Annotated in this window: 20 protein-coding genes and 1 tRNA gene; 8 read left to right on the top strand and 13 right to left on the bottom strand. The window is 61.1% G+C overall.

Translation table 11 applies throughout. The features are described from left to right. Positions 1 to 6: 6 nt before the first annotated feature. From R8L07_10640 to R8L07_10630, 3 genes are all read left to right on the top strand, one after another. Complete coding sequence (locus R8L07_10640; GenBank protein ID MDW3205985.1) at positions 7 to 1665, top strand: PAS-domain containing protein; 1659 nt, start codon at positions 7 to 9, stop codon at positions 1663 to 1665. Positions 1666 to 1813: 148 nt separating this feature from the next. Further along, entirely contained in the window at positions 1814 to 2431 is a 618-nt protein-coding gene (locus tag R8L07_10635) for a hypothetical protein (GenBank protein MDW3205984.1), read from the top strand. A 67-nt stretch (positions 2432 to 2498) separates the two neighbouring features. Continuing rightward, the gene (locus R8L07_10630; protein ID MDW3205983.1) at positions 2499 to 2903 is read left to right on the top strand and encodes a rhodanese-like domain-containing protein; all 405 of its coding nucleotides are present in this window, start codon (positions 2499 to 2501) and stop codon (positions 2901 to 2903) included. 11 nt (positions 2904 to 2914) lie between these two features. On the opposite strand, the gene R8L07_10625 is transcribed toward R8L07_10630, so the two are convergent. The 3 genes from R8L07_10625 to R8L07_10615 all read right to left on the bottom strand — a co-directional run bounded on the left by R8L07_10625 (position 2915) and on the right by R8L07_10615 (position 6466). After that, positions 2915 to 4093 (bottom strand): ATP-binding protein, encoded by a 1179-nt coding sequence (locus R8L07_10625; protein ID MDW3205982.1) that lies wholly within the window; start codon positions 4091 to 4093, stop codon positions 2915 to 2917. Positions 4094 to 4306: 213 nt separating this feature from the next. Further along, on the bottom strand, positions 4307 to 5461 hold the full coding sequence (locus R8L07_10620) for a hypothetical protein (GenBank protein MDW3205981.1): 1155 nt from the start codon (positions 5459 to 5461) through the stop codon (positions 4307 to 4309). A gap of 93 nt (positions 5462 to 5554) precedes the next feature. Beyond that, positions 5555 to 6466: a LysR family transcriptional regulator gene (locus R8L07_10615; protein MDW3205980.1), complete on the bottom strand. Its 912-nt coding sequence runs from the start codon at positions 6464 to 6466 to the stop codon at positions 5555 to 5557. A gap of 117 nt (positions 6467 to 6583) precedes the next feature. Between R8L07_10615 and R8L07_10610 the strand changes: the two genes are divergently transcribed. Beyond that, the gene (locus R8L07_10610) at positions 6584 to 8062 is read left to right on the top strand and encodes an MFS transporter (GenBank protein ID MDW3205979.1); all 1479 of its coding nucleotides are present in this window, start codon (positions 6584 to 6586) and stop codon (positions 8060 to 8062) included. Here the strand turns inward: R8L07_10610 and fumC are convergent. Together fumC and R8L07_10600 are read right to left on the bottom strand one after the other, a co-directional pair. Continuing rightward, positions 8059 to 9456, bottom strand: a complete 1398-nt coding sequence (fumC, locus tag R8L07_10605; GenBank protein ID MDW3205978.1) for a class II fumarate hydratase — start codon at positions 9454 to 9456, stop codon at positions 8059 to 8061. The two genes, R8L07_10610 and fumC, sit on opposite strands and share 4 nt — an antisense overlap. Positions 9457 to 9631: 175 nt before the next feature. Then, positions 9632 to 10192: a TetR/AcrR family transcriptional regulator gene (locus R8L07_10600; protein MDW3205977.1), complete on the bottom strand. Its 561-nt coding sequence runs from the start codon at positions 10190 to 10192 to the stop codon at positions 9632 to 9634. Between the two features lie 47 nt (positions 10193 to 10239). On the opposite strand from R8L07_10600, the gene R8L07_10595 reads away from it, so the two are divergent. Next, the gene (locus tag R8L07_10595) at positions 10240 to 10767 is read left to right on the top strand and encodes a dihydrofolate reductase family protein (GenBank protein MDW3205976.1); all 528 of its coding nucleotides are present in this window, start codon (positions 10240 to 10242) and stop codon (positions 10765 to 10767) included. Between the two features lie 168 nt (positions 10768 to 10935). On the opposite strand, the gene R8L07_10590 is transcribed toward R8L07_10595, so the two are convergent. Both R8L07_10590 and R8L07_10585 read right to left on the bottom strand, forming a co-directional pair. Then, positions 10936 to 11499: a hypothetical protein gene (locus R8L07_10590; protein ID MDW3205975.1), complete on the bottom strand. Its 564-nt coding sequence runs from the start codon at positions 11497 to 11499 to the stop codon at positions 10936 to 10938. Between the two features lie 946 nt (positions 11500 to 12445). Beyond that, positions 12446 to 12535 (bottom strand) — tRNA-Ser (locus tag R8L07_10585). Between the two features lie 216 nt (positions 12536 to 12751). On the opposite strand from R8L07_10585, the gene R8L07_10580 reads away from it, so the two are divergent. Next, a complete protein-coding gene (locus tag R8L07_10580) occupies positions 12752 to 13081 on the top strand; it encodes a hypothetical protein (protein MDW3205974.1) in 330 nt (109 codons plus the stop codon). 32 nt (positions 13082 to 13113) lie between these two features. Here R8L07_10580 and lepA read toward each other — a convergent pair whose 3' ends face one another. Together lepA and R8L07_10570 are read right to left on the bottom strand one after the other, a co-directional pair. Further along, positions 13114 to 14919, bottom strand: a complete 1806-nt coding sequence (gene lepA, locus R8L07_10575) for a translation elongation factor 4 (protein ID MDW3205973.1) — start codon at positions 14917 to 14919, stop codon at positions 13114 to 13116. A 160-nt stretch (positions 14920 to 15079) separates the two neighbouring features. Then, positions 15080 to 16705 (bottom strand): diguanylate cyclase, encoded by a 1626-nt coding sequence (locus tag R8L07_10570; protein MDW3205972.1) that lies wholly within the window; start codon positions 16703 to 16705, stop codon positions 15080 to 15082. Positions 16706 to 17251: 546 nt separating this feature from the next. Here R8L07_10570 and R8L07_10565 point away from each other — a divergent pair. After that, positions 17252 to 18496 carry a mandelate racemase/muconate lactonizing enzyme family protein gene (locus tag R8L07_10565; GenBank protein MDW3205971.1) on the top strand — a complete coding sequence of 415 codons (1245 nt, stop codon included), beginning with the start codon at positions 17252 to 17254 and terminating at the stop codon, positions 18494 to 18496. Here the strand turns inward: R8L07_10565 and R8L07_10560 are convergent. Then, the gene (locus R8L07_10560; GenBank protein MDW3205970.1) at positions 18493 to 18951 is read right to left on the bottom strand and encodes a GNAT family N-acetyltransferase; all 459 of its coding nucleotides are present in this window, start codon (positions 18949 to 18951) and stop codon (positions 18493 to 18495) included. The genes R8L07_10565 and R8L07_10560 overlap by 4 nt on opposite strands. A 96-nt stretch (positions 18952 to 19047) precedes the next feature. Beyond that, positions 19048 to 20637 carry a hypothetical protein gene (locus R8L07_10555; protein MDW3205969.1) on the bottom strand — a complete coding sequence of 530 codons (1590 nt, stop codon included), beginning with the start codon at positions 20635 to 20637 and terminating at the stop codon, positions 19048 to 19050. 111 nt (positions 20638 to 20748) lie between these two features. Between R8L07_10555 and R8L07_10550 the strand changes: the two genes are divergently transcribed. Beyond that, a complete protein-coding gene (locus R8L07_10550; GenBank protein MDW3205968.1) occupies positions 20749 to 21813 on the top strand; it encodes a COX15/CtaA family protein in 1065 nt (354 codons plus the stop codon). 21 nt (positions 21814 to 21834) lie between these two features. On the opposite strand, the gene R8L07_10545 is transcribed toward R8L07_10550, so the two are convergent. Further along, positions 21835 to 22290, bottom strand: a complete 456-nt coding sequence (locus tag R8L07_10545) for a DoxX family protein (GenBank protein ID MDW3205967.1) — start codon at positions 22288 to 22290, stop codon at positions 21835 to 21837. Positions 22291 to 22451: 161 nt separating this feature from the next. After that, the gene (locus tag R8L07_10540; protein ID MDW3205966.1) at positions 22452 to 24176 is read right to left on the bottom strand and encodes a methyl-accepting chemotaxis protein; all 1725 of its coding nucleotides are present in this window, start codon (positions 24174 to 24176) and stop codon (positions 22452 to 22454) included. Positions 24177 to 24225 lie beyond the last annotated feature (49 nt).

The following is a 24225-nucleotide window of genomic DNA, read 5'->3' as shown; positions in this document are numbered from 1 at the left end:
GGGAAGATGACCGCGGGACGGGAAGACAGGCATGAAGGCCCGGCCGAAGACTCGGGCCCGATCCTTCGGGATGTCATCGAGCATCTTCACCAGGGCCTGAGCTATTTCGATCAGAACCTGAACCTGGTTTGCTGCAATCGCCAGTATCTGCGACTGCTGGACTTTCCTGAATGGATGGGAGCACCCGGCACGCCGGCGGAGACATTCCTGCGCTACAATGCCGAGCGCGGAGAATACGGTCCCGGCGACATCGACACGCTGGTCCGGGAACGCCTGGAGCTCGCCCGCCGCTTCGAACCTCATCGGTTCGAGCGGCGGCGTCCCGACGGGTCCGTTCTCCTGATCGAGGGAAATCCCGTCCGTGCCGGTGGCTTCGTGACCACCTATACCGACATCTCGGCACTCCGGAATTCGGAGGACGAACTGAAACTCGCCAATGAGGCACTGGACGAGCGGGTCCGGGCCCGTACCGCCGAGCTGGTCGAACGGGAGCGGGAACTGAGCGACAAGACCGTTATCCTCGAAACGGTGATGCAAAGCGTGACCAACGGCATCACCATGGTGGACAACGACCTGAACGTTCTGCTGGCCAATGCGCGCGTGCTCGAGATGCTGGACCTTCCCGCCCGGTTCGCGACCCCCGGGACGACGTTTGAAGATATCATCCGGTACAACGCCCTTCGCGGTGAATACGGACCCGGAGACCCCGACGAGCAGGTAAGGGTCCGTCTGGAGGCCGCCCGCCGGTTTGAGCCTCATTCCTTTGTCCGCGAACGCCCCGACGGCACCAAGATCGAAATCGTTGGACGCCCCGTGCCTGGCGGCTTCGTGACAACCTATACCGATGTGACGGAGCAGAAGCGTGCCGAAGTCCTGCTGCGGGAAGCCAATGCCGAGCTGGAACGCCGGGTCGAGGAACGTACGAGGGAGCTGACCGAAGCCAAGGAACGCGCCGAGCGCGCGAACCGGGCGAAATCGAACTTCCTGGCCCAGATGAGCCATGAGCTCCGGACACCTCTGAATTCGATCATCGGCTATTCCGATGTCGTCCGACAGGAAATGTTCGGGCCGGTCGAGAACGACAAGTACCGGGAATACATAAACTCCATTCACTGGTCCGGCAGTCATCTTCTGGAACTGATCAACGACATTCTGGAAATGGCCCGCATGGAATCCGGCAAGACCGATATCACGGACGAACCGGTGGATCTGAAGGAGGCGGTGCAGACGGCACTGGTCACCGTCGCGGAACGATCCGAAGCGAAGAGTCAGGAACTGGAATCCGATCTGAGCCTGTATTCGGGCCGGATTCAGGCCAATGCGAGACGGCTGCATCAGATGCTGCTGAACCTGTTGTCCAACGCGGTGAAGTTCACCCCGGAGAACGGCCGGATTCTGGTTTCCACCCGGCGCCGCAAGAATGGTGGCATCACTGTATCTGTAACGGATACGGGCCCGGGAATCCCGGAAGAGGACATCGCCAGGATCATTGAACCCTTTACACAAGTTCGAACGGGGCGTGCCAATCAGGAAGGGACCGGATTGGGATTGTCGATCGTAAACGGCTTGATCGGCGAACATGGTGGCCGACTGTCGGTCCACAGCACCTTTGGCGAGGGAACCCGGATGGACCTGGATTTCCCGCCGGCACGGACATTGGATTAGGCTCGTCTGGCGACAATCCAGAACCCTTGAATACCATGCGGAGGGTTGAAGGCGCATTTGATGTCGATGGCCATTCCGCTTGCATTCATACTTCGAGCCTCGCTATCACTGTTACCGTGACATTTTTTGGGGTTATCTTCTGGGTGGCATGGCAGTTCCTTACAATCCCATAAGCTTTGCGGACATTCAGGTTGAGGCAACCCGTCTGGCGGCAGGCGACACATCCACCATTGATGCCTGGTTCGCGTCGACCGACATAAGCCGGCCCGTCATTGTCTGGGATCCGAACCGAACGGACCTCGTGACCGATCCGATCGTCTTTCTGTTCGACTACTGGAAAGCCCGCGTCCCGGAAGGCGAAGTCGGAATGCGAGCAAGCGACCTGGCTCCTTTCGATCTGGTTCCTGCGCTGGGTTACATCATCCTTCTCGAGATTTTGGATGGTGGACGGGATTTCCGGTATCGCCTGTTCGGTTCGAAGATCGCGGAGATCGCCAAATTCGATTCCACGGGATTGCGCATTTCCGAGACCAAGGCGCATCCCCTTATGAAGGCCTTTTTCAGCACGGTCTACGACGCCGTTCTACAGAAACGGAAGCCGATCTATACCGAACACAACCCGCCGCCAAACCTGACGATCGCGACCTGGCATCGGCTGGTGATGCCCCTGCACGATGGCAACGGAACGATTACCAAGTTTCTGGTCGGTAACGTACCGACGCCCTATCATGAACCCGAAGTTCGAACCGCCAAGATGTTCGACTAGGGTCGCGGCGAACCCCATATATGACGAAATGTCAGTTCGTTGCAGACCCAACTGGAGAGGATGAGGCATGACAAAGAAACTCAACAAGAGTGCCGCCGATCTGGTCGCCGCCGCCCGTGACCGCATTGAAGAAATCAGTTCCACCGACGCCATTGCCATGGCCGATGACGAGAATGTCCTGATCGTTGATCTGCGTGACATACGCGAGCGGCAGCGCATGGGATATATCCCCGGCAGTTTCCATTGCCCCCGCGGGATGGCCGAATTCTGGGTCGATCCGGAGAGCCCGTATTTCAAACCCGAATTCGGACAGGACAAGCTGTTCCTGTTCCACTGCGCGTCCGGTTGGCGTTCGGCGCTGACCGTCGCGACCCTGCAGGATATGGGCATGGAACGCGTCGCGCATATTCGGGACGGCTTCAAGGGCTGGTCCGAAGCCGGCGGCCCCATCGTCGCGCCGGAATCGGACTGAACGACCGGCCGCTATTCGGTGCGGACAGCATCGAGCGGCAGAACGATCGTGACCGTCGTGCCCTGGCCGACCTTGCTGGCAAGGCGGATCGAGCCACCATGCAGATCGATGAATCGCTGCGCAATCGGCAGACCCAGCCCGGCCCCCTCGACCGAAGAGGCCAGCGCCTGGGTCAGCCGACCGAAGGGCTGAAACACGCGCCCGATCTGGTCTTCGTCGAGGCCGATACCCTGATCGCGCACGCTGAGGTGAAGTCCGTCGTCGTCAAGGTCCGCCCGAACGCGGACCATACCTCCGGCAAGTGAATATTTGACGGCGTTCGACAACACATTGATGAAGGCCTGCATGACCTTCCGCCGATCGGCGTATAGGCCGACCGGCACCACGGCTCCGTCCAACTGCAGGTCGATGTCTCCCCGGTCGGCGATGGTTTTCATCATGCTCATGCATTCCCGGATCAGATCGCCCAGATCGAAAACCTCACGATTGATCTCCAGGGTACCGGCCTCGACCTTCGCAAGGTCCAGAACATCTGAGATCAGCGCCAGAAGGTGATGTCCGGATTGTCGGATATCCGCGAGATAGCGGAGGTGGCGCTTGTTTTCGACCGCACCGAATACCCCCATCTCCAGCGCTTCCGACAGACCAATGATCGCATTGAGCGGGGTTCGCAATTCGTGGCTCATCTTGGCCAGAAAGGTCGACTTCGCGATGTTGGCGGCCTCGGCGGCGGCGCGGGCATGCTCCAGCGCCAGGGTTGTTTCCTTCAGCTCGGTGATGTCGGTCGCGAATCCGGCAATGGCACCGCTGGGCGTCCTGATCTTCACGATGCGAAACCAGCCGCGATCCCGATAGAACCTGTCAATGGGTGTGCCGTCCGCCTCACGCTGCGCCCGAAGTCGGTCCTGAATGTGGGCTTCCATTTCCTCGGGCGGAACAGTCAGTTTGGCGGATTCACGGATCAGATCGGCGTAATCGATGCGGCCGCCGGGTGTTTCTCGCTCAAGCTCGGGAAACGCTTCGCCATGTACCCAGCGATAAAGTTCGTTACAGGCGATGAGCTTGTCATTTTCGTCGTAGACGGCGACCGGTCCAGGAAACTCCTGGATCGACTCGCGCAGAATTTTGGCATCCCGCTCATGCAGGGCCGCCTCGACCGCCTCCAGCTTTTTATTCGCCCGTTGCGACAATGTGGTTCCGCCTCGCAGCGTGTTCGCCCTGCGCCGAAGCCTATTGCCATTCGGGTCTCAGGACGCACCGGCACACCGACAGCCGATTGGCATGTCGCCAGCTGGCTCTCTCCAGAATTACAAGAATTTCTTTAGAAAGGGTGAACTCTCGTGCGGTGGTTTTATTTCACGAACCATTTCTCCCCCGGATCGCTCGCGCGGGATGGCACCCCGTTAGAGTGCGATCTGCTTGTCGTTGGACCGGGCCCGAAGAATGGCATCGCAGACCTTCAGCAGGCGTTCGTTGACCTCATAGTTCAGTCGCATGCCCGTCGCGGCTTGCATATACCGCTTCCAGGTGCCGATCACCTGCGCCAGCACCCCGTTGCACCCGCCGAGAGTCCAATAGTACTTCTCCGCTCCCATCAGGAACTTCTGGAACTCCTTCGGCTTGTCGTGATCGATGAAGTCCCGGTAACTCTTCTGATAGCGGTTCAGAATCAGCGAAATGTTGTTGCTGACATTCAGGATCTTCGACGTGACCGACTTTCGGAACATGTCGATCTGCTGCTTCTCCTGGGTCGAGAGTTTGGCATAATCGCTGGGAGTCGAGGCGTCGCTTTTCAGCCAGGCAACGAGTTTACGCGAATCCGACTGGCGCTGATTGAACTCGTTGTCGAAATAGGCCACGCCTTTCCACGCGGAAAAGACCTTGGGCGCATCCGAAATGCCGATACCGAACGCCGCGATGAAATGGGCGCCGGTTTCTGCCTGCGGATCCCAGATCGTCTCCAGGAACTGCCGTGACGAGTTCTCGATTCGGCCTTCGTGATTGAGATTCAGCGCCTTTGCCACAATCGGCTTCAGCTTGGCCTGGATCAGGCCCCGGACCTGCTGAGCATCCTCTTCGGAAATCGAAACATAGCTCGGGTCGATATCGGTTCCGGCCAGATCGAAAGCTTCCTTGACCAGAAAGGGATCGAAGGAGGGGCAGTTCTCCAGAATCCCCAGTTTCTCCAGATCCGGCTGACGGACCGACTTTTCGATCTTGAACCCCAGATACCGCTCCGACATTTCCGGAAACTTGTCGTCGTCCATGAAGATTCCAAAGCCGCCCAGGCGCACATCCTTGGCATCCTTGGGTACAAAGATGGCAGTGCGGATCGGCTTCTTCTCGGACTTGTCCGTCAGAAACTCTTCCAGTCCCGGGATAATATTCTCGCTGGGAGCCTGCGCCGCGTCGAAATTCGGATACTTGAATATGATTGTGGTGTTCAGCGTCTCATTCTCGAAAAGGCGGTCTTCCTTGGGGAGTTCCCGGGACAGTTGGTTAACCTTCAGGGCAACGCTGGGGGACGCAAAGATAACGGACTCAAGGGTGGGATTCATTTGGGGCTCACGGTCGACAAGGTGGGGGCCGCAATCTGCAGGGAATCCGTTGAGTATTCGTTAAGGAATGAAGGGAATTTTTTGGGATTCGCCTCAAATGCCGGGCACCGGTGAGCCCCCCGTGCAGACCTGCCGGACACAGTCCCGCAGCCAGCGATGCGGTGGGTCGGCCTCCATGCGGGGATGCCAGAAAAGCGACACGGTGATTCCCGGCATCTCGAAGGGCAAAGGGAAAATCTCAACACCGTCCCGCAGGGCCGCCGTCTGCCGCTCCGGCACGATTGCGATCAGGTCGGAGCCGCGCACAATGGCCAGGGCACCCGCAAACTCCCCGACGGCGGCGGCGATCCGGCGCGCATGACCGGTCGCCGCCAGCAGCACGTCGACCCGGCTCCCCTCCTCTCCACGCCGGGAGATCGCAACATGCCGACCGTCTGAAAAAAGTGAGGGTGTCATCCTGTCCCGCAGGATCGGATGACCCTTCCGGACGGCCCCTACGAAACGATCATGAAACAGGGCCTGCGCCCGAATCTCCGGCCCGGTCTCAGGTCCGATCACGCCGGTATCCAGATCGATGAGGCCGTCGCGCAGCGGGGCGCTGTCCTTGCCGGACTTCGGTACGAAACGCAGCCTGACAAACGGCGCGTCCCGCGCAACACGCGACAGCAGCGCCGCCCCGAAACTTTCCACAAACCCGTCGCGGACCCGAAGGGTGAAAGTCCGGTCCAGGGACGCGAGATCGGGAAGCTCCTGCTGGCTTAACACGCCTTCCGCTTCTTCGACCAAGAGGCCCACCCGGGATCGCAGTTCAACTGCGCGGGGTGTCGGGACAAGCGCCCTGCCGGCCCGAACCAGAAGCGGGTCCCCGGTGGTTTCCCGCAACCGGGTCAACGCCCGGCTCATTGCCGAAGGGCTGAGCCGCATGCGCCGTGCGGCACCGGCGACGCTACCTTCCTGCAACAGGGCATCCAGGGCGGTCAGGAGATTCAGGTCGGGGCGCGCCATGGTCATGACTTTCGTTAATTGCGTTTGGCGCAACATCAAACTGCATTTCATGCGCGTTCCGCAACACACGAACACCCGCTATCTCTGCCGCAAGCTCGAACGCGATGGAGAACGACAATGAAGAATCCAGCCGATGCACTCCCGGAACACGATTGGCACCCATCGGAGCGGAGCACCGCCTGGACCATGATTTGCCTGTCCATGGCCATGCTCAGCGCCTCTATGGGCGTCAGCATTCCCAACGTCGCCCTTCCCATCCTGGCCGAAACCTTCCGGCAGCCGCTCGACATGGTTCAGTGGGTCGTCCTGGCCTATCTGCTCGCCCTGACCGTCTCCATCGTCCTTGTCGGGCGGTTGGGCGACAGGGTCGGACGGCGGCGGGTCTTTATGGCCGGATTGACGCTCTTTGCCGCCGCTTCCCTGGGCTGTGCCCTTGCCGGAACAGTGTGGCTTCTGATTGCCGCGCGTGTCCTGCAGGGAATAGGCGGTGCCGTGCTGATGGCGCTCACGATCGCCATGGTGCGCGACGCGATTCCGGCAGCCCGCACGGGACGGGCCATGGGAGTACTCGGCACGATGTCGGCGGTCGGCACCGCCCTGGGCCCATCCCTGGGCGGTGTGCTCCTCCAGGTGTTCGGCTGGCAGGCCCTGTTCGTCGCCCTTGTTGTCCCGGGTCTCGGGGCCCTGCTTCTCGCCCGGCGCGGTCTTCCCGCGAACGTCCCCGCCCCACGACAAGAAGCCCGGCCGGACTGGCTGGGCGCCCTGTTTCTGGCCCTGACCCTGACGCCCCTTCTGATCGCGGTAACCGGAAGTGTCGACCGGCAGGGCACGGGCCTGCTCGTGCTCGTCGGAATGTCTGGATTGCTGCTTTTCCTGCGCACGGAGGCTCGCAGCAAGGCCCCGATTGTTCCATTATCCGCATTCCAAAGCGCCGCCCTGTCGGGCGGCATGACCGCCAACATCATCGTCTCCGCCGTCATGATGACCACCCTTGTCGTGGGGCCGTTCTATCTGGCTCTGGGGCTTGATCTGCAACCGGCCCTGATCGGTCTGGTCATGGCGGTCGGACCGGCACTATCGGCGTTCAGCGGGGTACCTGCCGGGCTCGCCGTCGATCGGTTCGGTGCAGGCCCTGCGCTGATCGCCGGTCTGGCGCAGATGTCCCTTGCCGCAATCGCCCTGGCATTCCTGCCGGGTCAGTTTGGGCTGGCAGGCTATCTCTTCGCGATCGCTCTGCTGACGCCGGCTTACCAACTGGTGCAGGCCGCCAACAACACGGCGGTCATGACTGCCGCGGGAGAGTCCGAACGTGGCGGCCATTCCGGGCTTTTGAGTCTGTCCCGCAATCTCGGACTTATGACCGGCGCATCGATCATGGGTGTCCTCTTTGCCCGTGCGGCAGGAACTGTCGACGGTACGCCGCCCTCCCCGGAAGGCGTGCAGACCGGCTTGGAGGCGACATTCGGGATCGCCGGGTTGCTCATCGCCGCCACGGCCCTGCTGCTGGTCTTCCTGCAGGGGATCGGAAAGAGGCGATCCGTGTCGGGCCAGCAACGCCCGACGCCGCACGAAGGAAACCCGCCCCGACGCGGCTAGTCGCCGGGCCCGATCATACGCTCCGGCCGAACCAGTTCGTCGAATTCCGCCGCGCTGACATAACCCAGGCGCAATGCCTCTTCGCGCAAGGAGGTTCCGTTCTTATGCGCCGTCTTCGCGATCTCCGTCGCCTTGTCGTAGCCGATGGCCGGCGCCAGCGCGGTGACAAGCATCAGGGATCTTTCCATCAATTCTGTAATATTGTCTTCATTGGCCTCGATTCCCGAAACGCATCGGTCGGCGAAGCTTACGGCGGCATCGGACAACAGCCGGATGGACTGCATCATCGCCTGGGCCATGACCGGCTTGTAGACGTTCAGCTCGAAATGTCCCTGGCTGCCGGCAAAGGACATCGTCGCCTGGTTGCCATGGACCTGGGCGCAGACCATGGTCATTGCCTCGCACTGGGTCGGGTTGACCTTCCCCGGCATGATCGAAGACCCCGGCTCGTTCGCCGGCAGGGCGAGTTCGCCGAGACCGGAACGCGGTCCCGATCCCAGGAAGCGAATGTCATTGGCAATCTTGAAAAGCGAAACGGCGACCGTATTCAAGGCACCATGGGCGAAGACATAGGCGTCGTTGGCCGCCAGCGCCTCGAACTTGTTGGGCGCCGTCCGGAAGGGCAGGCCCGTCAGTCTGGCCACTTCCGCGGCGAAGGCCTCTGCAAACCCTTTCCGGGTATTCAGCCCCGTCCCCACGGCGGTGCCTCCCTGGGCGAGATTGTACAGCCCTTCCAGTGCCGCCTCGACCCGCTCGATCCCGAAGGCGACCTGCGTCGCATATCCGCTGAACTCCTGCCCGAGGGTGAGCGGCGTGGCATCCTGGGTATGGGTGCGCCCGATCTTGACGATGTCGACCCATTGCTCCGATTTCGCCGCCAGCGCTTCCTTCAGATGCTTCAGCGCCGGGATCAGGCTCTGCCGGATTTCACTTGCCGCCGCGATATGCATTGCGGTCGGGAAGGTATCATTCGAGGACTGGCCCATATTGCAGTGATCGTTGGGGTGAACCGGATCCTTCGAGCCGATTTCTCCCCCCATCAGTTCGATCGCCCGGTTCGCGATCACTTCATTTGCGTTCATGTTGGTCTGGGTCCCGGAGCCCGTCTGCCAGACGACCAGAGGAAAGTGATCGTCGAAACGCCCGTCCGCGACCTCCCCCGCGGCCTGTGCGATGGCCTTCGCGCGCTCCGAATCCAGTTGGCCCTGCGCTTCGTTGACCCGCGCCGCCGCCTGCTTGATGACACCGAGCGCATGGATAAGGGGCCGCGGCATGGTCTCCCCGCCAATGGGAAAATTAATCAGGGAGCGGGCGGTCTGCGCGCCGTAATACCGGTCGGCGGGCACGTCGAGCACGCCAAAGGAATCGGATTCCCTACGGCTGGACTGGGTCATGAAATTCTCCCGATGGAATGAACGGGGGGCGGTCGACAACTGACCTGCCCTGGAAGGCTCTTTGGATATTTAGGCATTTCCCACACGGTTTGAAGCCGCACCCGTGGGATTCTCGTAGGCAGGCCCTGTTGCTAGAACCTGCTCGCCGAAAGTGACGCCGCCCCAGATTGATCGATTATATGTCCCGGTCGTCCAGCCAACCACGCAACAGGGTCCTGATCGCCGCTTCGGCGGTATCGTGCCGGATAAAGGCCCACCACGTATGTGCCCCCTGCCAAAGGCACGCCATCTGCCAGCCCAGGCGATGCGCTTCGGCTGGATCATTCGACAACCGACGGCCTAACGCCTCGGCAAGCCGGTACCCCCAGGCGGCCCCGCGAGCGCGCAGGACCGGGTCGCGTAAATCCTCGCGCAACAGCAACAGACCGTCCGTCGCATTCCGCTCAGCGTGTTCCGGCGGCATCAGTCGCATCAGGAGGTCGATCGCCCCCTCGGGCGTGACCGGCTCCGCCGCATCCGCTGCCGCCGTTGCCTCATCCAGTCGATCCCAGGCACGCAGCAGAACAGCCCGGATCATGGCCTCCCGATCACCGTAGCGTTGCACCAGGGTCGACGGCGAGAGGCCGCAGGCCCTGCCGGCGCGGCCGAAGGTCAGGTCCGCGGGTCCGACCTCCATGACGGTCTCCAGCAGAATGTCCAGAACGCGCTCGTCGGAAATCGTCTTGCTTCTTGCCATGCAGTTTTATAAACGAACAGTCATTTATTAATCAAGGAGAAGAAATCTTGGCGCGCATTCTCGGCTATATCGCCGCCAGCCTAGATGGCATGATCGCCGCAGAGGGGGATAACCTCGACTGGCTCTTCAAGTACGACGGCATGGAAATGGGCGAGCATGACCATCATGCGTTTCTCGAACGCATCGGAACGGTGGTCATGGGCCGCGGCACCTATGATTTCATCGACAGAGATCCCTCGCCTTGGCCTTATGGCGGGCAGCGCGTCATTGTCGTCACATCGCGGCCCATCGAAGATTCGAAAGGGGCGCTGCAGACACGCCAGAATGTCGACGCCCTGATTGCGGAACTCCGTGGGTTGGACGACGGCGACATCTGGATGCTGGGCGGCGGAAAGCTGCAAATGGCGTTCCTGGAACGCGGCGCACTGGACGAGATCGAAATCTACGTCATTCCCGAACTGGTCGGCGGCGGGAAACCGCTCTTCCCTTTGACCGGATATCGGGCCAGCCCGACCCTCGTCAGCGCCAAGGAAATCGACAAAGGCTGTGTGAGACTGCATTACAGGTTCAATTGAGGTCGGGCAGGTTGCCAGGGCCCTCCACCGCCGACGGCCGACAACCAGGGGCGGACGATCCGGGGATCGCCATTCAGAATGCATTCGGGGTCACCAAGCCCTTGATGGTTCGGAACGCCGCGCCTGGTCGGCATTTCGACACCGGAAACCGGTTGGTGTGCTCTGGCGTCAGTTCACGTCGAGCCGTTTGATACGCTTGGCGCTTGCGGCGATGGTCGGGTTTCCCATCAGCTGATCGTAGACCTGATTGTAGCCCTTGATGAATCCGGGCGTCGCCTCTTTGGGGTTCAAGATCAACCGCCTTTTGCCGGACCAGTTGTTTGCGGGAATGTTGAAGATATGCACTCCGCAGTATGTCGAATCATACGGTGCGGCAAGCCAAGGATCGCGCGCAGCGCCGAGCTGGTGCCAGTGTGACCGGGGCCGCAGGACTTCATACACCTCCGTGTAAAGATCCTGATATTTTTTGGGGATGCGGCGGGAATCACCGAACACCTGCAGGAAAAAATCCAGTGAAGCCACCCACTTCCCGAAGGCTTCGGAGATACCCTTCTTCGCCGCACTGCGGTCCTGCAACAGAATTTGACGGGATGCGTCCAGATTCCGACCGTAAAGCATCATCGTGTCGAACAGCAGTGTCTGAGCCTGATGAAAATTCTGCATCTGTTGCTCCTGCTGCCTCTGATAGGCAACAGGATTGGCCTCTTCCCAGGGAGTGAGCCGGCGCACCATTCAAGACGTCCTTTCATTGGTTGCAAGCCATCGCGGCATCGAAAGAATTAGCATGAATTGCGGCGCCGTAAATTCTCTTCGCTGCGGCGTATCCTTGCCGATGTCAGGGCTTACCCCCCAGAGGATTCGTGCCGGTAGGAGGGCAGGGCCCGCGCCGCACAGCGACTTCCAGGATCGAAGTGGGCTGCGACAACTCATCGCGTAAAACCGCCTCCGAGCCTGTCACGGTGGCCTGCACTCGCCAGAGGCGGGCTTTCTGATCCGATTCAGTGATGCCCCAGGTCGATGATGCTCGACCGAACTGATCCCAACGTGACCCTTGGTGCGCCTGGATTGCATAGAAACATGTGGGAAACTCCGGGTGAGTGAATGCCGCGGTCGCAAGCGTCCAGACAAACGAGCAGCGAAGTGCGCGCGTACGGAGCCGAGGGAGCACCTGAAAGGGTGCGAGTTCCGGATCGGATGCCCTCAGCCTTTTGGGCTGCTTGCCCAGGAAACAAACCTTTTCAGGCGTCGGCCCGCGGGAAATGGTCCCCGGACCAATGCATTTACCTGCCTGTATTCATGCCGCGTTCATGCCGGCCAGTTTCCCGACAACCGTCGCCAAAGACCTAGCCCCAACACGTTGAGCGCGCTCGATTAACATCTCGTTTGGGATGATCTCAGAACTGCCGATTCCAAATCCATCGTCAGCCGGCACTCGAGAGCGTTCGTCGCCTGGCAATGGTCGGGTCGATGGTTGATAGGGCGCCCCAAACCTCGGAAAGAGGTTAGATCATTTGTCACCCATCGCCTGAAATGGACGGTGTCGCGCTGCAGGACGACAAGATGGGTTCCGAGCGCCCCCATTCACGATTACTCCTGCATCGGGTTTCTGTGCCGCCACAGGAGGTCACCAAAGTCCGTCTACTGCAGCGCTAGGATCGCAAATGATCATTCGAGGCACTGGCGGAGAGAGGGGGATTCGAACCCCCGAGGGGCTTCCACCCCAACACGATTTCCAGTCGTGCGCCTTAAACCGCTCGGCCATCTCTCCGGATCGTCATCCCGGCTTGCGGGATGCGGCGCCTTTTTGAAGGCGGCGGAACATACCCAATGCTTTCCCGGCGGGCAAGAGGCGGAATGCCGAAAAATGACCGCCGCTTCCGGCCGATTTCCGGTCGAAATTCGATCGAAATCCGGGACTTTGGTTTGCGGAATAAATCATGATAGGGTCCTTGCCGAATCAAGACCTTACCATGGGAGGCGCCGCATGGCCGTCCTTCGCTTTCTTGGCCGGCTGTTCACGCTTCTCGCCCTCTTCCTGCTGGGACTGGGCATCTATATCTGGCTGGACGGGCGCGCCACGGACAAGGCGGGGCAGGTCTGGTTCGAGACCAGCCAGTTCACCCTGAACTACGCCCAGGTCATCATCCAGCGCCATCTCGGTCTCGACCGGTTCTGGTTCGACAGCGTGCTGCCCTATCTCCAGCGGCCGGCCTGGGAGGCCATACTCTGGGCCGTCATCGCATTGCTGATCGCCGGCGGCATCCTGATTTACCTGGGTCGAAGCCGCCGGCGTAGGACCGGAGGCTTCAACTAGGGCTGACGCCTGCCGACGCCGGCCAGCAGCGATCAGTTATCCCCCATCTTGAGGGCTTCCAGGAAGGCGGATTGCGGGATTTCGACCTTGCCGAACTGCCGCATGCGCTTCTTCCCTTCCTTCTGCTTCTCCAGCAGCTTGCGCTTTCGCGTGATGTCGCCGCCGTAGCATTTCGCGGTCACGTCCTTGCGCAGCGCCCCCAGCGTCTCGCGCGCGATCACCTTGCCGCCAATCGCCGCCTGCAGCGCGACCTTGAACAGCTGCCGCGGGATCAGGTCCTTCAGGCGCGAACAGATGTGGCGGCCGCGGTATTCCGCCTGGCTGCGGTGCACGATCATGGCCAGCGCATCGACCGGATCGCCGTTGATCAGGATCGAGACCTTGACCAGATCGCCTTCACGATATCCGGTCATCTCGTAATCGAAGCTGGCATAGCCGCGGCTCACCGATTTCAGACGGTCGTAGAAGTCGAACACGACCTCGTTCAGCGGCAGGTCGTAAACCACCATGGCGCGGTTGCCGACATAGGTCAGTTCGCGCTGTTCCCCGCGCTTTTCGGTACACAGCGTCAGGACCGGGCCCAGGAACTCGTCCGGCACCAGGATCGTGGCCTTGATCCAGGGTTCCTCGATCGTGTCGATATGGGTCACGTCCGGGAAGTCGGCCGGATTGTGCAGGTCGATCCGATCACCGTTGTTCAACGAGATCTGATAGACCACCGACGGTGCCGTGGAGATCAGGTCGAGATCGTATTCGCGATTCAGCCGCTCCTGGATGATTTCCAGATGCAGCAGGCCCAGGAAACCGCAGCGGAAGCCGAAGCCCAGCGCCGCAGAGGTCTCCATTTCCGAATGGAAACTGGAATCGTTCAGCGCCAGCTTCGACATGGCGTCGCGCAACGCCTCGAAATCCGAGGCATCGACCGGGAACAGGCCGCAGAACACGACAGGCACGGTCGGCTTGAAGCCCGGCAGCGGCCGGTCCGTGGGCCGCTTTTCCTCCGTGATCGTATCCCCGATCTTGCAATCCGCCACGGCCTTGATGCCGGCGGTGATGAAGCCCATTTCGCCCGGACCGAGACTGTCGACCACCAGCCCCTTCGGCGTGAACACCCCGACCCGGTCGACGTCATGGGCCGCGCCGGTGGAGAGCATGCGGATTTTCTGGCCCTTCTTGATCGTGCCTTCGACCACACGAACCAGGGTGACGACACCCAGATAGGCATCGTACCAGCTGTCGACCAGCATGGCGCGCAGCGGTGCGGCCGGGTCTTCCCTGGGCGGCGGCGGCAGGCGCTGAACGATCGCTTCCAACAGATTGTTGACCCCAAGCCCGCTTTTGGCAGAGATTTCCAGCGCCTCGGAACAGTCGAGCCCGATGACGTCCTCCACTTGCCGCTTGATGCGTTCGGGCTCCGCGGCGGGCAGGTCGATCTTGTTCAGGACCGGCAGGATTTCCAGGTCGTTGTCCAGTGCCAGATAGACGTTGGCCAGGGTCTGCGCCTCGACCCCCTGGGAGGCGTCAACCACCAGCAGCGCGCCTTCGCAGGCGGCAAGCGACCGGCTGACCTCATAGGAGAAGTCGACATGGCCGGGCGTGTCCATCAGGTTCAGCGTATATTGGATGCCGTCCTTGGCCGTATAAAGCAGACGCACGGTCTGCGCCTTGATCGTGATCCCGCGCTCGCGCTCGATATCCATGGAATCGAGCACCTGTTCCTTCATCTCCCGGTCGGTCAGCCCGCCACACAGCTGAATCAGCCGATCGGCCAGGGTCGATTTGCCGTGGTCGATATGGGCGACGATGGAGAAGTTACGAATGCGGCTTTGATCGGTCATGTCTGGATTTCGATTCGAGCAGGGGCGGCTTCATCGCGCGCCCGGAATGGCGCGCAAAATAGGGCCGGCGACCGCAACTGGCAATCCTTGTGACGGACCGCCCCGGTGGGGCCGGTCCCCCGGACCGAATCCACCGCAAGGCAGACAATCGATTACCGGCCTATCCGTTGGAAATCTCGGCGACTTCGCCATGGCGAACGACCCGGTTCCGCCCGGACTGCTTGGCGTGGTAGAGCGCGGCATCGGCCCTTTCCAGCAATATGTCCTTGCTCTCCACGTCCGCGTCCAAACCCGCGACGCCGAAACTGCAGGTAACGCGAAATACCTTCCCGTCGGCGGCAAATTCCATATCGGCGATTTCGCCGCGGATCCGTTCCAGGAAGCTCATGCAGGACGCCTCGGCACTTTCCGGCAGGGCGAGACAGAACTCCTCCCCGCCGAGGCGGGCCAGGATATCGGAGTCACGGATTGTCGATTTCAGATGCGACGCCACGCGTTTCAGGACTTCGTCCCCCGTCGAATGACCATAGGTGTCGTTCACCGACTTGAAGTGATCGAGGTCCAGCATGACCACTGTCAGGTCATGCGCATGTCGTTTCGCGCGGCCGAACTCCTGAGCGTAGCGTTCATCGAAATGGCGACGGTTCCGCAGACCGGTGAGCGGATCTTCCGTTACCAGATTCTCCAGCATCCGGTTCGCATCGTTGAGTTCCCGGGTACGTTCCTCGACCTTGGCCTGAAGCGACTCATTCAACTCCTTGAGCGCCTGCACCATGAAGGCGAAATGCGTCGCCAGATCCTTCACCTCCCGCCAGCCGCCAAGCTCCGGGGGTGGGTCAAAGCGCCCCTTGGCAACCTTCGACGTATGGGCCCTCAACTTCTCGATCGGCCCGGACACGAAAACCGACAGCAACACACCGACACATATCGCGACCACAATAATGATCACTTCGGCAACCAGGATCAGCGTGTCGTTCCGGCTGACGAGGCTGCTGACCTCCGCCTCGTTGACCTTTGCCACCAGCCCCCAGTCGAGCCCGGGAATGTAGCGCGTGGACGCCATGACGGGCGTTTCCAGATAGTCCGGCGCATTGGCCATCAGACGCTCATTGCCCAGCAGGGCCTGGGTGATCGGGACGTCCAATCGTTCCTTCGACACCGTTCGGTTGAAGGCTGCCGCGTGATCATATTTCAGCGGCACGGCAAACAACGCGTCACCGTTCTCGTCACGCACCGCGACCAGCCACTCTCCCGTTTCGCCCAGCCCCGATCGATCCCGGACCATATCCGTCAGGAAGTTCGAATAGAATTCCAACCGAATGAAACCGACGGTCTCGTGGTTCAGGATCAAGGGTGCCGTGCTGACCAGAACGATGTCCGATCCGGCGCGCTGCAGGGTGATCGTTTCCTTCGCCGAACGGGGATCGAGCGCCAGTTCCCCGTCTGGATCGGCTCCGCTGCCAGCCACGAATACGCCCTGACGGTCGTAGACCTGTATCTCCTTGATCTGAGACAGACCGTGCTTGGCGTCATTCAGGATCTGGCGAATTTTTGTGACATGCACGGGATCGCCGTCCTGGTTCCAACGGCCCAGGCTGATACGCATCTGGGTGCGGCTGGAAACCAGGGCCGTATTGTCTTTGAACCGCTCTACCGTCGCCAGGACGCGTTTCTTGGCGATCAGGGACAGCGACGAAAGATGGTCCTCAAAGAGTGCGCGATAATGCGCACCGGCCGTCTGGTTCAGATACTGAAGGCCGACGAAAAGAGGTATGCAAGACAGCAACACAAATATAAGTATAAGGAGATATTTTAGCTTCAATGCTACCTCCACGACAATAAATTCAAGTCGGAATCATATATTACCGCAAATTGTTACTGGTCGCGACATTGAATTCGGATTTTTTATTCTGATGGAATCATCGCCATATAACGTCAGACATCGAGGTTCTTGTCGTGGGGCCAGACTGTTCTGTCACATGCTTTCAGGTCTTGCAGCGACTGTTTCGGACACCCCCTGGGTGGGCGAGCGTATCGCGACTGATGTCCTGAGAAATCCAGCGGGACCGGGCTTCCGTCCTCACGCAGTCGCGCAAGACGCCTCTCTCGTCAGAAGCCAAGATCATTGCATTGATCTGATCAGTAATCGCGCATTGCTTCGACGGACCATTCCGGTCTTCGGCCTCAGCAGCGGCGCTCATCGCCGTGATGGCTCTCGGATGCAACCACCACAGCACCAACAAATTCAATCGGGCCGGCGATCGCGGCTTGCCGGTCGCACTGGGTCTGTTACCGTGCGCGCAAACAAGGTCGGGAACGGAGCCGAGGCACCATGAAGCTCAAGGATATCGAAACGTTCGTCACCGTGCCGCCGACCGGGATCGGCGGGTCGTTCTGGGTTTTCGTGCGGCTGACGACGGACACCGGTATCCAGGGCATCGGCGAATGCTATGGCATTCCAGTTTCGGGCGACATTGCCTGCCGCATGGTGGAAGACACGTTCGAACGCTTCTTCGCCGGTGAAGACCCGCATCGGGTCGAGACCCTGTTCCGGCGGGTCTATTCCGCGGGGTTCACCCAACGCCCAGACGTCACCATGATGGGCGTCTTCAGCGGCCTGGAAATCGCGGTCTGGGATATTCTGGGCAAGGCGCACGAGCAGCCGATCCACAACCTGATCGGCGGCCGCTTCCATGACCGTATCCGAACCTACAGCTATCTCTATCCGAAGCATCTGTCGCCGCCGGACATGGTCTGGAACGGCGCCGGCACGGGCGATTGCTATCACGACCCTGCAGCTGCCGCGGAGGCGGCACTGAACTATGTCGAATTCGGCTTCACCGCTATCAAGCAGGACCCGGCCGGCCCCTACAGCTTTCAGGGCGGCCGAGAGCTTTCCATGACGGAGCTGAGCCGCAGTGAGGCCAACGTGAAGGCGATCCGGGAAGCCGTCGGCGACCGGGCGGACATCCTGTTCGGAACCCACGGTCAAATGACCACTTCATCGGCGATCCGGCTGGCGAGGCGTCTGGAGCCTTACGATCCCCTGTGGTTCGAGGAACCCTGCCCCCCGGACCAGATGGAGGGTATCGGCAAGGTCGCAGCGGCGACCTCCATCCCGGTTTCCACCGGTGAGCGCCTGACCACCAAGATCGAGTTTCACCAGGCCCTGAAAGCCGGTGTGTCGATCCTGCAGCCGGATATCGGCCGCAGCGGCGGTATCTGGGAAACGAAGAAGATCGCGATCCTGGCGGAGGCCTTCAACGCGCAGATCGCCCCCCACATCTATTGCGGGCCTGTCGCCCATGCGGCAGCCGCGCATCTGGCTTTTGCAACGCCGAACTTCCTGATTCTGGAATCCATCCTGACGGACTTCCACGCCGCGGTCGTCAGGAAGCCGCTGGCCTGGGAAGCCGGGTACATGCCGGCACCGACGGAGCCGGGTCTGGGGCTGGAACTGAACGACGAGGTCATTGCCGCGCATCCCTACACCACAGGCGGGCGCCTCCATCTGGAAATGTGCCAGACGGCGCTGGATTCCGGCAACACTCGGACGGTTGGAGAACTCGAAGGCTAACGCCCCGATAGGTCGCGCATAAAGCGACGGCCCGATCCGAAACGGGTTGGAATCTCGCCAAGCGCCTTGAACCCGACGCGAGTGTAGAAACCTCCGGCGTCGCGATTGCCGATGACATGCAGGCTATTCGCACCGTGTTCCCGGGCCCGGGTTTCAGCGGCGCGGATCAGGGCGCGACCGATCCCGGCCTTCCAGTGGTCCGGATCCACGAACAACCCGTCCAGTTCGACCTGACCGTCCGGGCGCACGAACATCGCCGCAAACCCCAGCGCCGCGCCGCCCTCTTCCGCGACGATGACATTGCCGGCCTCGAACTGTCCGGGTGGAATGTCGATGGCGTCCGGATGCGCCAGAATCGCCTCCCGATCCTCCGGATTCGCATGCGAGGCACGTCGCTGCAATTCAATCAGTTCGTCCCGGTCTTCAACGCGCGCGGTGCGCAGCCTCAACGCCATGCCGGTCTCCACATTCAGGGCGGGTTTTCCGAAGTTCAGAAAGTGTCACGGCAGCCGGACTTCAACCCCTGGCACCTGCACGGATACCTGACCGCGCTAGAAACCGATCAGGTCGATCATCAGCGATGGAACCGGATCGTGTTTCCAGGTCTCACCACCATCCCTGCTGTAATAGAACTCTCCCAATTGATCGGTTGCATAAAGCAGGCTGCCGTCGGCGGCGTAGTCGATCCAGGTCAGGAAGGGATTGGGCATTTTCGGGCCGCGCTGCCACGTGCTTCCACCATCCTTCGTGCGCGTCAGATAGGTCCACCCCTCGGTCAGACCGGATTCCATTTCCAGGGCCGCGCCATGACTTTCATCCCGGAAGGCGGGCATATGCGTCGACCGGCTGATCGTGTCCGATTCCCAGGTAACGCCGCCATCAGCGGTCAGATAGGGATTCCAGACGATGAAACGTTCGAAGATGCCGCGCAGCCTGCCGTCCCGGGAGGCCCGCGCCCGGCTGACCGGTCCCGGCATGTCACGGACCTCCGACCGGCCCGTTTCCGTATCGTAAACGGCCAGACGCGACTGCGGCAGCGTCGTCAGCAACAGCGACCCGATGCGATGCGTACGCAGGCGCTGCGGCGTACTGCCATAAAACCGCCCGGGGGCGGCGAATTGGAAGGACTGAACCGGCTCCCATTGATTCAGATTGATATCGGATCGAAGCAACGTGAACCGGGTGTCGCGATAATGCGTCAGATAGACCCCGCCATCGGGCATCTTGTGGATGTCCCGCACCACGCCGTAGGGAATCGGCGACCGGATCTGGGCCCAGGCCTTCCCCATATCCGGCGAGATCCTGAGCATCCCCATCTCGCCGCCGACCAGCAGGGCGCCAGGTACGATCTCGACAATCGCCTCGACGGACCGGTTCACACCCAGATCGACGCGGCTCCACCCGTGCTCCGGGTGCCAGAAGCGGATCTGGCCCAGCAACGTTCCAAAGGCGATGCGTCCATCGGATAGCTCCGTCGGCGCGAGGAGCCCCAGACTGCCGTCACGAACTTCGTCGTATAATCCCTGCGATATGACCGGCGGAACATGGGCCTCGCTCCAGCCCAGATAGCTGTCCGGCCTCATCGCAACATCGGACAGGCCGGGATAAAGGGCCTGCAGCACCTCCGGCAGCCCTTCCGCGACCGGCGTCGGATCATAGGTCAGGTAGGACGTCCGGTATCTCGAGAGGACGTCGACCCGCGGCCCCGTCACCACTTCGACGATCGACCCCAGATAGGTGATGCGGCGGGCCTCTATCGCGAAGCGCCCGAAGGAGTCGTTGGGCGTGCCGGTGGCATTGGAGATGGTTCCCGCAAAGGACGACAACCGGTACTCCCCCGGTGGCACCGAACCGATGTAGAGCGCCGATCTCGAAAGCCCGTCGGTTACGTCGGTCAGGGTGAATGTCTCCCCTGTCGTCGTCTCTTCGATGATCGCGAAGTCCCAGGGATCCTGATACGCAATCGGTCCCGGGCCATTGGATACGAACCGGAAGGCAATGATGCCATTTGCCGGATCGTGGCTGGCGGCGGTCTTGAGGCTGGCCGTCTGGCAGGCGGCGAGCAGACACACTGCAAGGAGGACGACCAGGGCCCGCGTTGCCGGAACCGTTTCCTTCGTTGCCTTTTGCATCGTCCCCATTCCGCCGTTTCCCCGGTTCCCCAGCCTCCTGAAACAGGACTATACCAAATCTCCCGCCGCGACGCCCGGTCGCGCTTTCCCAACCGCGTGCCGCGCGGTATCTAGCGTTCCATGACAGAAACGCTTTCCCCCTCCGCCCGGCCGCGCGCCGTCGGCCTGTGGCTCTGCGCCACCGCCTTCATGGTCTTTGCAATGATGATCATCGGGGCCATCACGCGCCTGACCGAAAGCGGTCTCAGCATGGTGGAATGGCGTCCGCTGATCGGCGCCCTTCCGCCGCTGAACGAAACGGAGTGGGAGCGGGTCTTCGCGCTCTACAAGCAGACCTCGCAATATGCGCTGATGAATTCGAAGATGACCCTGGCGGAGTTCAAGGACATCTTCTTCTGGGAATGGTTCCATCGGCTTTGGGGGCGATTGATCGGGCTGGTCTATGCCCTGCCCTTTTTCTGGTTCCTGCTGCGCCGGCAGATTCCGGCGGGCTACAAGCCGCATCTCTGGGCGTTGCTGATCTTGGGCGGCCTTCAGGGCGTGATCGGCATGTGGATGGTACAGAGCGGTTTCGTCGACCGGGTCGAGGTCAGCCAGTATCGCCTGGCCATCCATCTCGGCATGGCGTTCTTCATTCTCGGATATACGGTCTGGCTGATCCATGGCCTGTTGTGTCCCGTCGAGCCGGGACGCCGAGCAGTGCCGCGGGGCTTCCGGCGATTGGGCGCCTATGCCCACGCGGTCATGTTCTTCACCATTCTTTATGGCGCACTGGTCGCCGGTCAGAATGCGGGGTTCATTTACAACGATTGGCCGACCATGGGCGGTCAATGGTTCCCGGAAGGTTACTGGGACGATCGCTTTGGCTGGGCCAGTCTTTTCGAGACCCTGGAAGCCGTGCAGTTCAACCATCGCCTGCTGGCCTATCTGACCGCGATGACCGTCTTCGCCCTATGGCTCTGGTCCTGGTTCATCGAGTTGCCGATGCGGGTGCGACTGTCGGTCAACATTCTGACCGTCGCGGTCTTTTTCCAGATCTGCCTCGGTATTCTGACGCTGCTCAGCGTGATCTGGTTGCCGCTTGCCGTGATGCATCAGGCCGGCGCGGCGATCAGTTTCTGCGCCGCGCTGTGGTGCCTGAAAGAATTGCGCGGCGGAAAGGAAGGCCCTTCCGCCGCGCGATAGACCGATACCGGTGGCCGCCGATCAGAACTCGCGGCCGATGGCCCGGTCGACGGAGAGCTTGCCGCCGCCGCGCACCAGGAAGACCAGGGCCGCCACGGTCCAGAACAGCGGGAACTCGTATCCGCCATCCGACCAGAAGAACCCGTTTCCGGCGTGGAACAGCGTCGCCTGGGCCATGAAACCGACGATCAGGGCGGCAACCGGACGGGTCAGGAACCCGGCCGCCAGTGCCAAACCGCCGAAAAACTCGACCAAAGCCACGAACAGTGCCAGCGGGTAGCCAGGCGTGAACCCAACGCTTTCAAAGAATTGCGCCGTTCCTTCCAGCCCGCCGCCGAACAGCTTGCCGTAGCCGTGCGGGACCAGCAGCAGGCCGGTCGTGACACGCAGCAGCGGTTCCATATACGGCGACAGAACGTCGGTGATTGGTTTGGCGAGCGGGATGAACCGCTTGGTATCAGTGGTGAAGTCGGACATTTCAAAGTTCCCCAGTTGTCTCGTAGCTGTGCATTTCGTCCATGCAGGCTTCCCGCCGCATGATTGAGCACAGATAGCTACGCCCCCTGAGTGAACAAAGTGGGTCGCTAGAAATTCATTGTATCCCAAAACGCACCAATTGGCGTTGACCGACCGAACGTCTACGGCTTGTACCCGAGCCGCAGGTTGCCCCATTGCCGACCACGCACCTTGATGGGAACGGTCAAATCCTTCATCAGCACGAATGTGCCGCCGCCCATATCGCGCAGATAGCTCTGCACGAGGAAGTCCTGCTTGTTGGCCCCGGCGGCGCGCCCGGTTCGGTCTGAGAAAATCCGGCGGTTTCGGCAGTTCGCGGCGTTCCATACCGGATCGTCGGGCTTCTGCGGCTTTGAGTATTTGTTGTTATGGGTCGGCAGATAGCCGTTCTCGTCCACCGCCGCGCAGAAGGCGACCCGTTCGTCGAAATTCAGCACCGGCTCCTGGAATTCAGGCAGGACCTTGTCGGTAAAGGCATTGTAGGCCGTCACATGCTGCAAAGGATTGGAACCGGCGACCTCTCGGTAGTTTCTGTCGAACAGATCCTCCATCGATATCTCATTGGCCTGCACCGCCTGTTCGAACCGGGCACTGATCGCGGCAGCGGTGCGGGTGCAGACATCGATGAATGGCTGGTCCATGGCGATATAGCTCTCCATGAACGCGTCGATCCGGTCAGCCTCGCTGGACCGGAAGGTGGCCCTCGTCGCATCCTCTGACGACAGGGTGATCCCGATCCGCCCCAGGGCCGGCAGGGACAGGCTCCCCTCCGCTCCCGGCGGTAACGAAGTCCCCTCCGCTGGCAGAACACGCGCACTTTCGCGACGCAGGTCGCGGATTGTGACGGCATGATCACCGCTTTCCAGAGACAGCATTCCGTACAGGTCGACCGGCACCCGGGGCAACCGGGTCGACTTCCGCTCCTTGGTATCGGCAATCGCGGTTCGCAGCCGGCTGCGCAGGTCCTCCAGGCGCTCGTGTACCTTCTGCGCCAGTTCCTTCTGCGTGACCGCCTGCCCCGATGCGCTCTCGACCTCGGAGGAAACTTCCAGCACGGCCTCGCTCAGCGATGCGGTGCCGACGGCGGCTTCCTGGGCGTTGCGCCCGATCTCCGCAATCGCCTCCTGCTGCTGGGACACGACGTTGGTGGATTCCTCGGAATATTCCTCGACCGCCCCGATGGCTTCGGCGATGCTTGCAATCGCCCGAACCACGGAATTGCTGACTTCCTGAATTTCCTCGACCTGTTCCGAGATGTCCTTGGTCGCGTCAGCGGTCTGTCCGGCCAGTGTCTTGACCTCGTTCGCAACGACGGCGAACCCCTTGCCGGCCTCCCCGGCCCGCGCGGCCTCGATCGTAGCATTCAGCGCCAGAAGGTTGGTCTGGCTGGCAATGTTCTGAATCAGTTTCACGACATCGCCGATCTTTGTCGACGCCTCCGACAAGGTCTGAATGATGTCGCGCGCATTCTGGGTTTCACCCACCGCCTTGCGGGCCTGATCGCGGGTTCGTCCAACCTGATCCTCAATGACTGACGCGGACGCCGCCAGTTCCTCCGTGGCGGCCGCAACGGCATTCACGTTGTTCGATGCGGAGGTCGCATCGCCAGTCAGCCGCTGGGTCAGGGTTTCGATCCGAACCAGCGTGCCGGCGATATCCCCTGATACCTCGACGAGCTCGTCGGACTGTGCCTCGATCTCGACCGTGGTTCCGTCGACCTCGCCCTGCAGCGCGTCGGCGAGGGTCAGCAACTCGCGCCGCTGCCAGAACGACAATCGCTCGATTTCCAGCAACCTGTCCTTTTCGTCCCGTCTGTCCCGCGTTTCCTCAACCTTACCATTCAACATTTTTATCGGTCTCCCAATTCGACCATTCTGATCTCCCTCCTATGAAGGA

The sequence above is a fragment of the Alphaproteobacteria bacterium genome (assembly GCA_033344895.1).
Lineage (GTDB): Bacteria > Pseudomonadota > Alphaproteobacteria > UBA8366 > Aestuariispiraceae > Pacificispira.
This window is presented reverse-complemented; position numbering and strand designations above follow the sequence as displayed.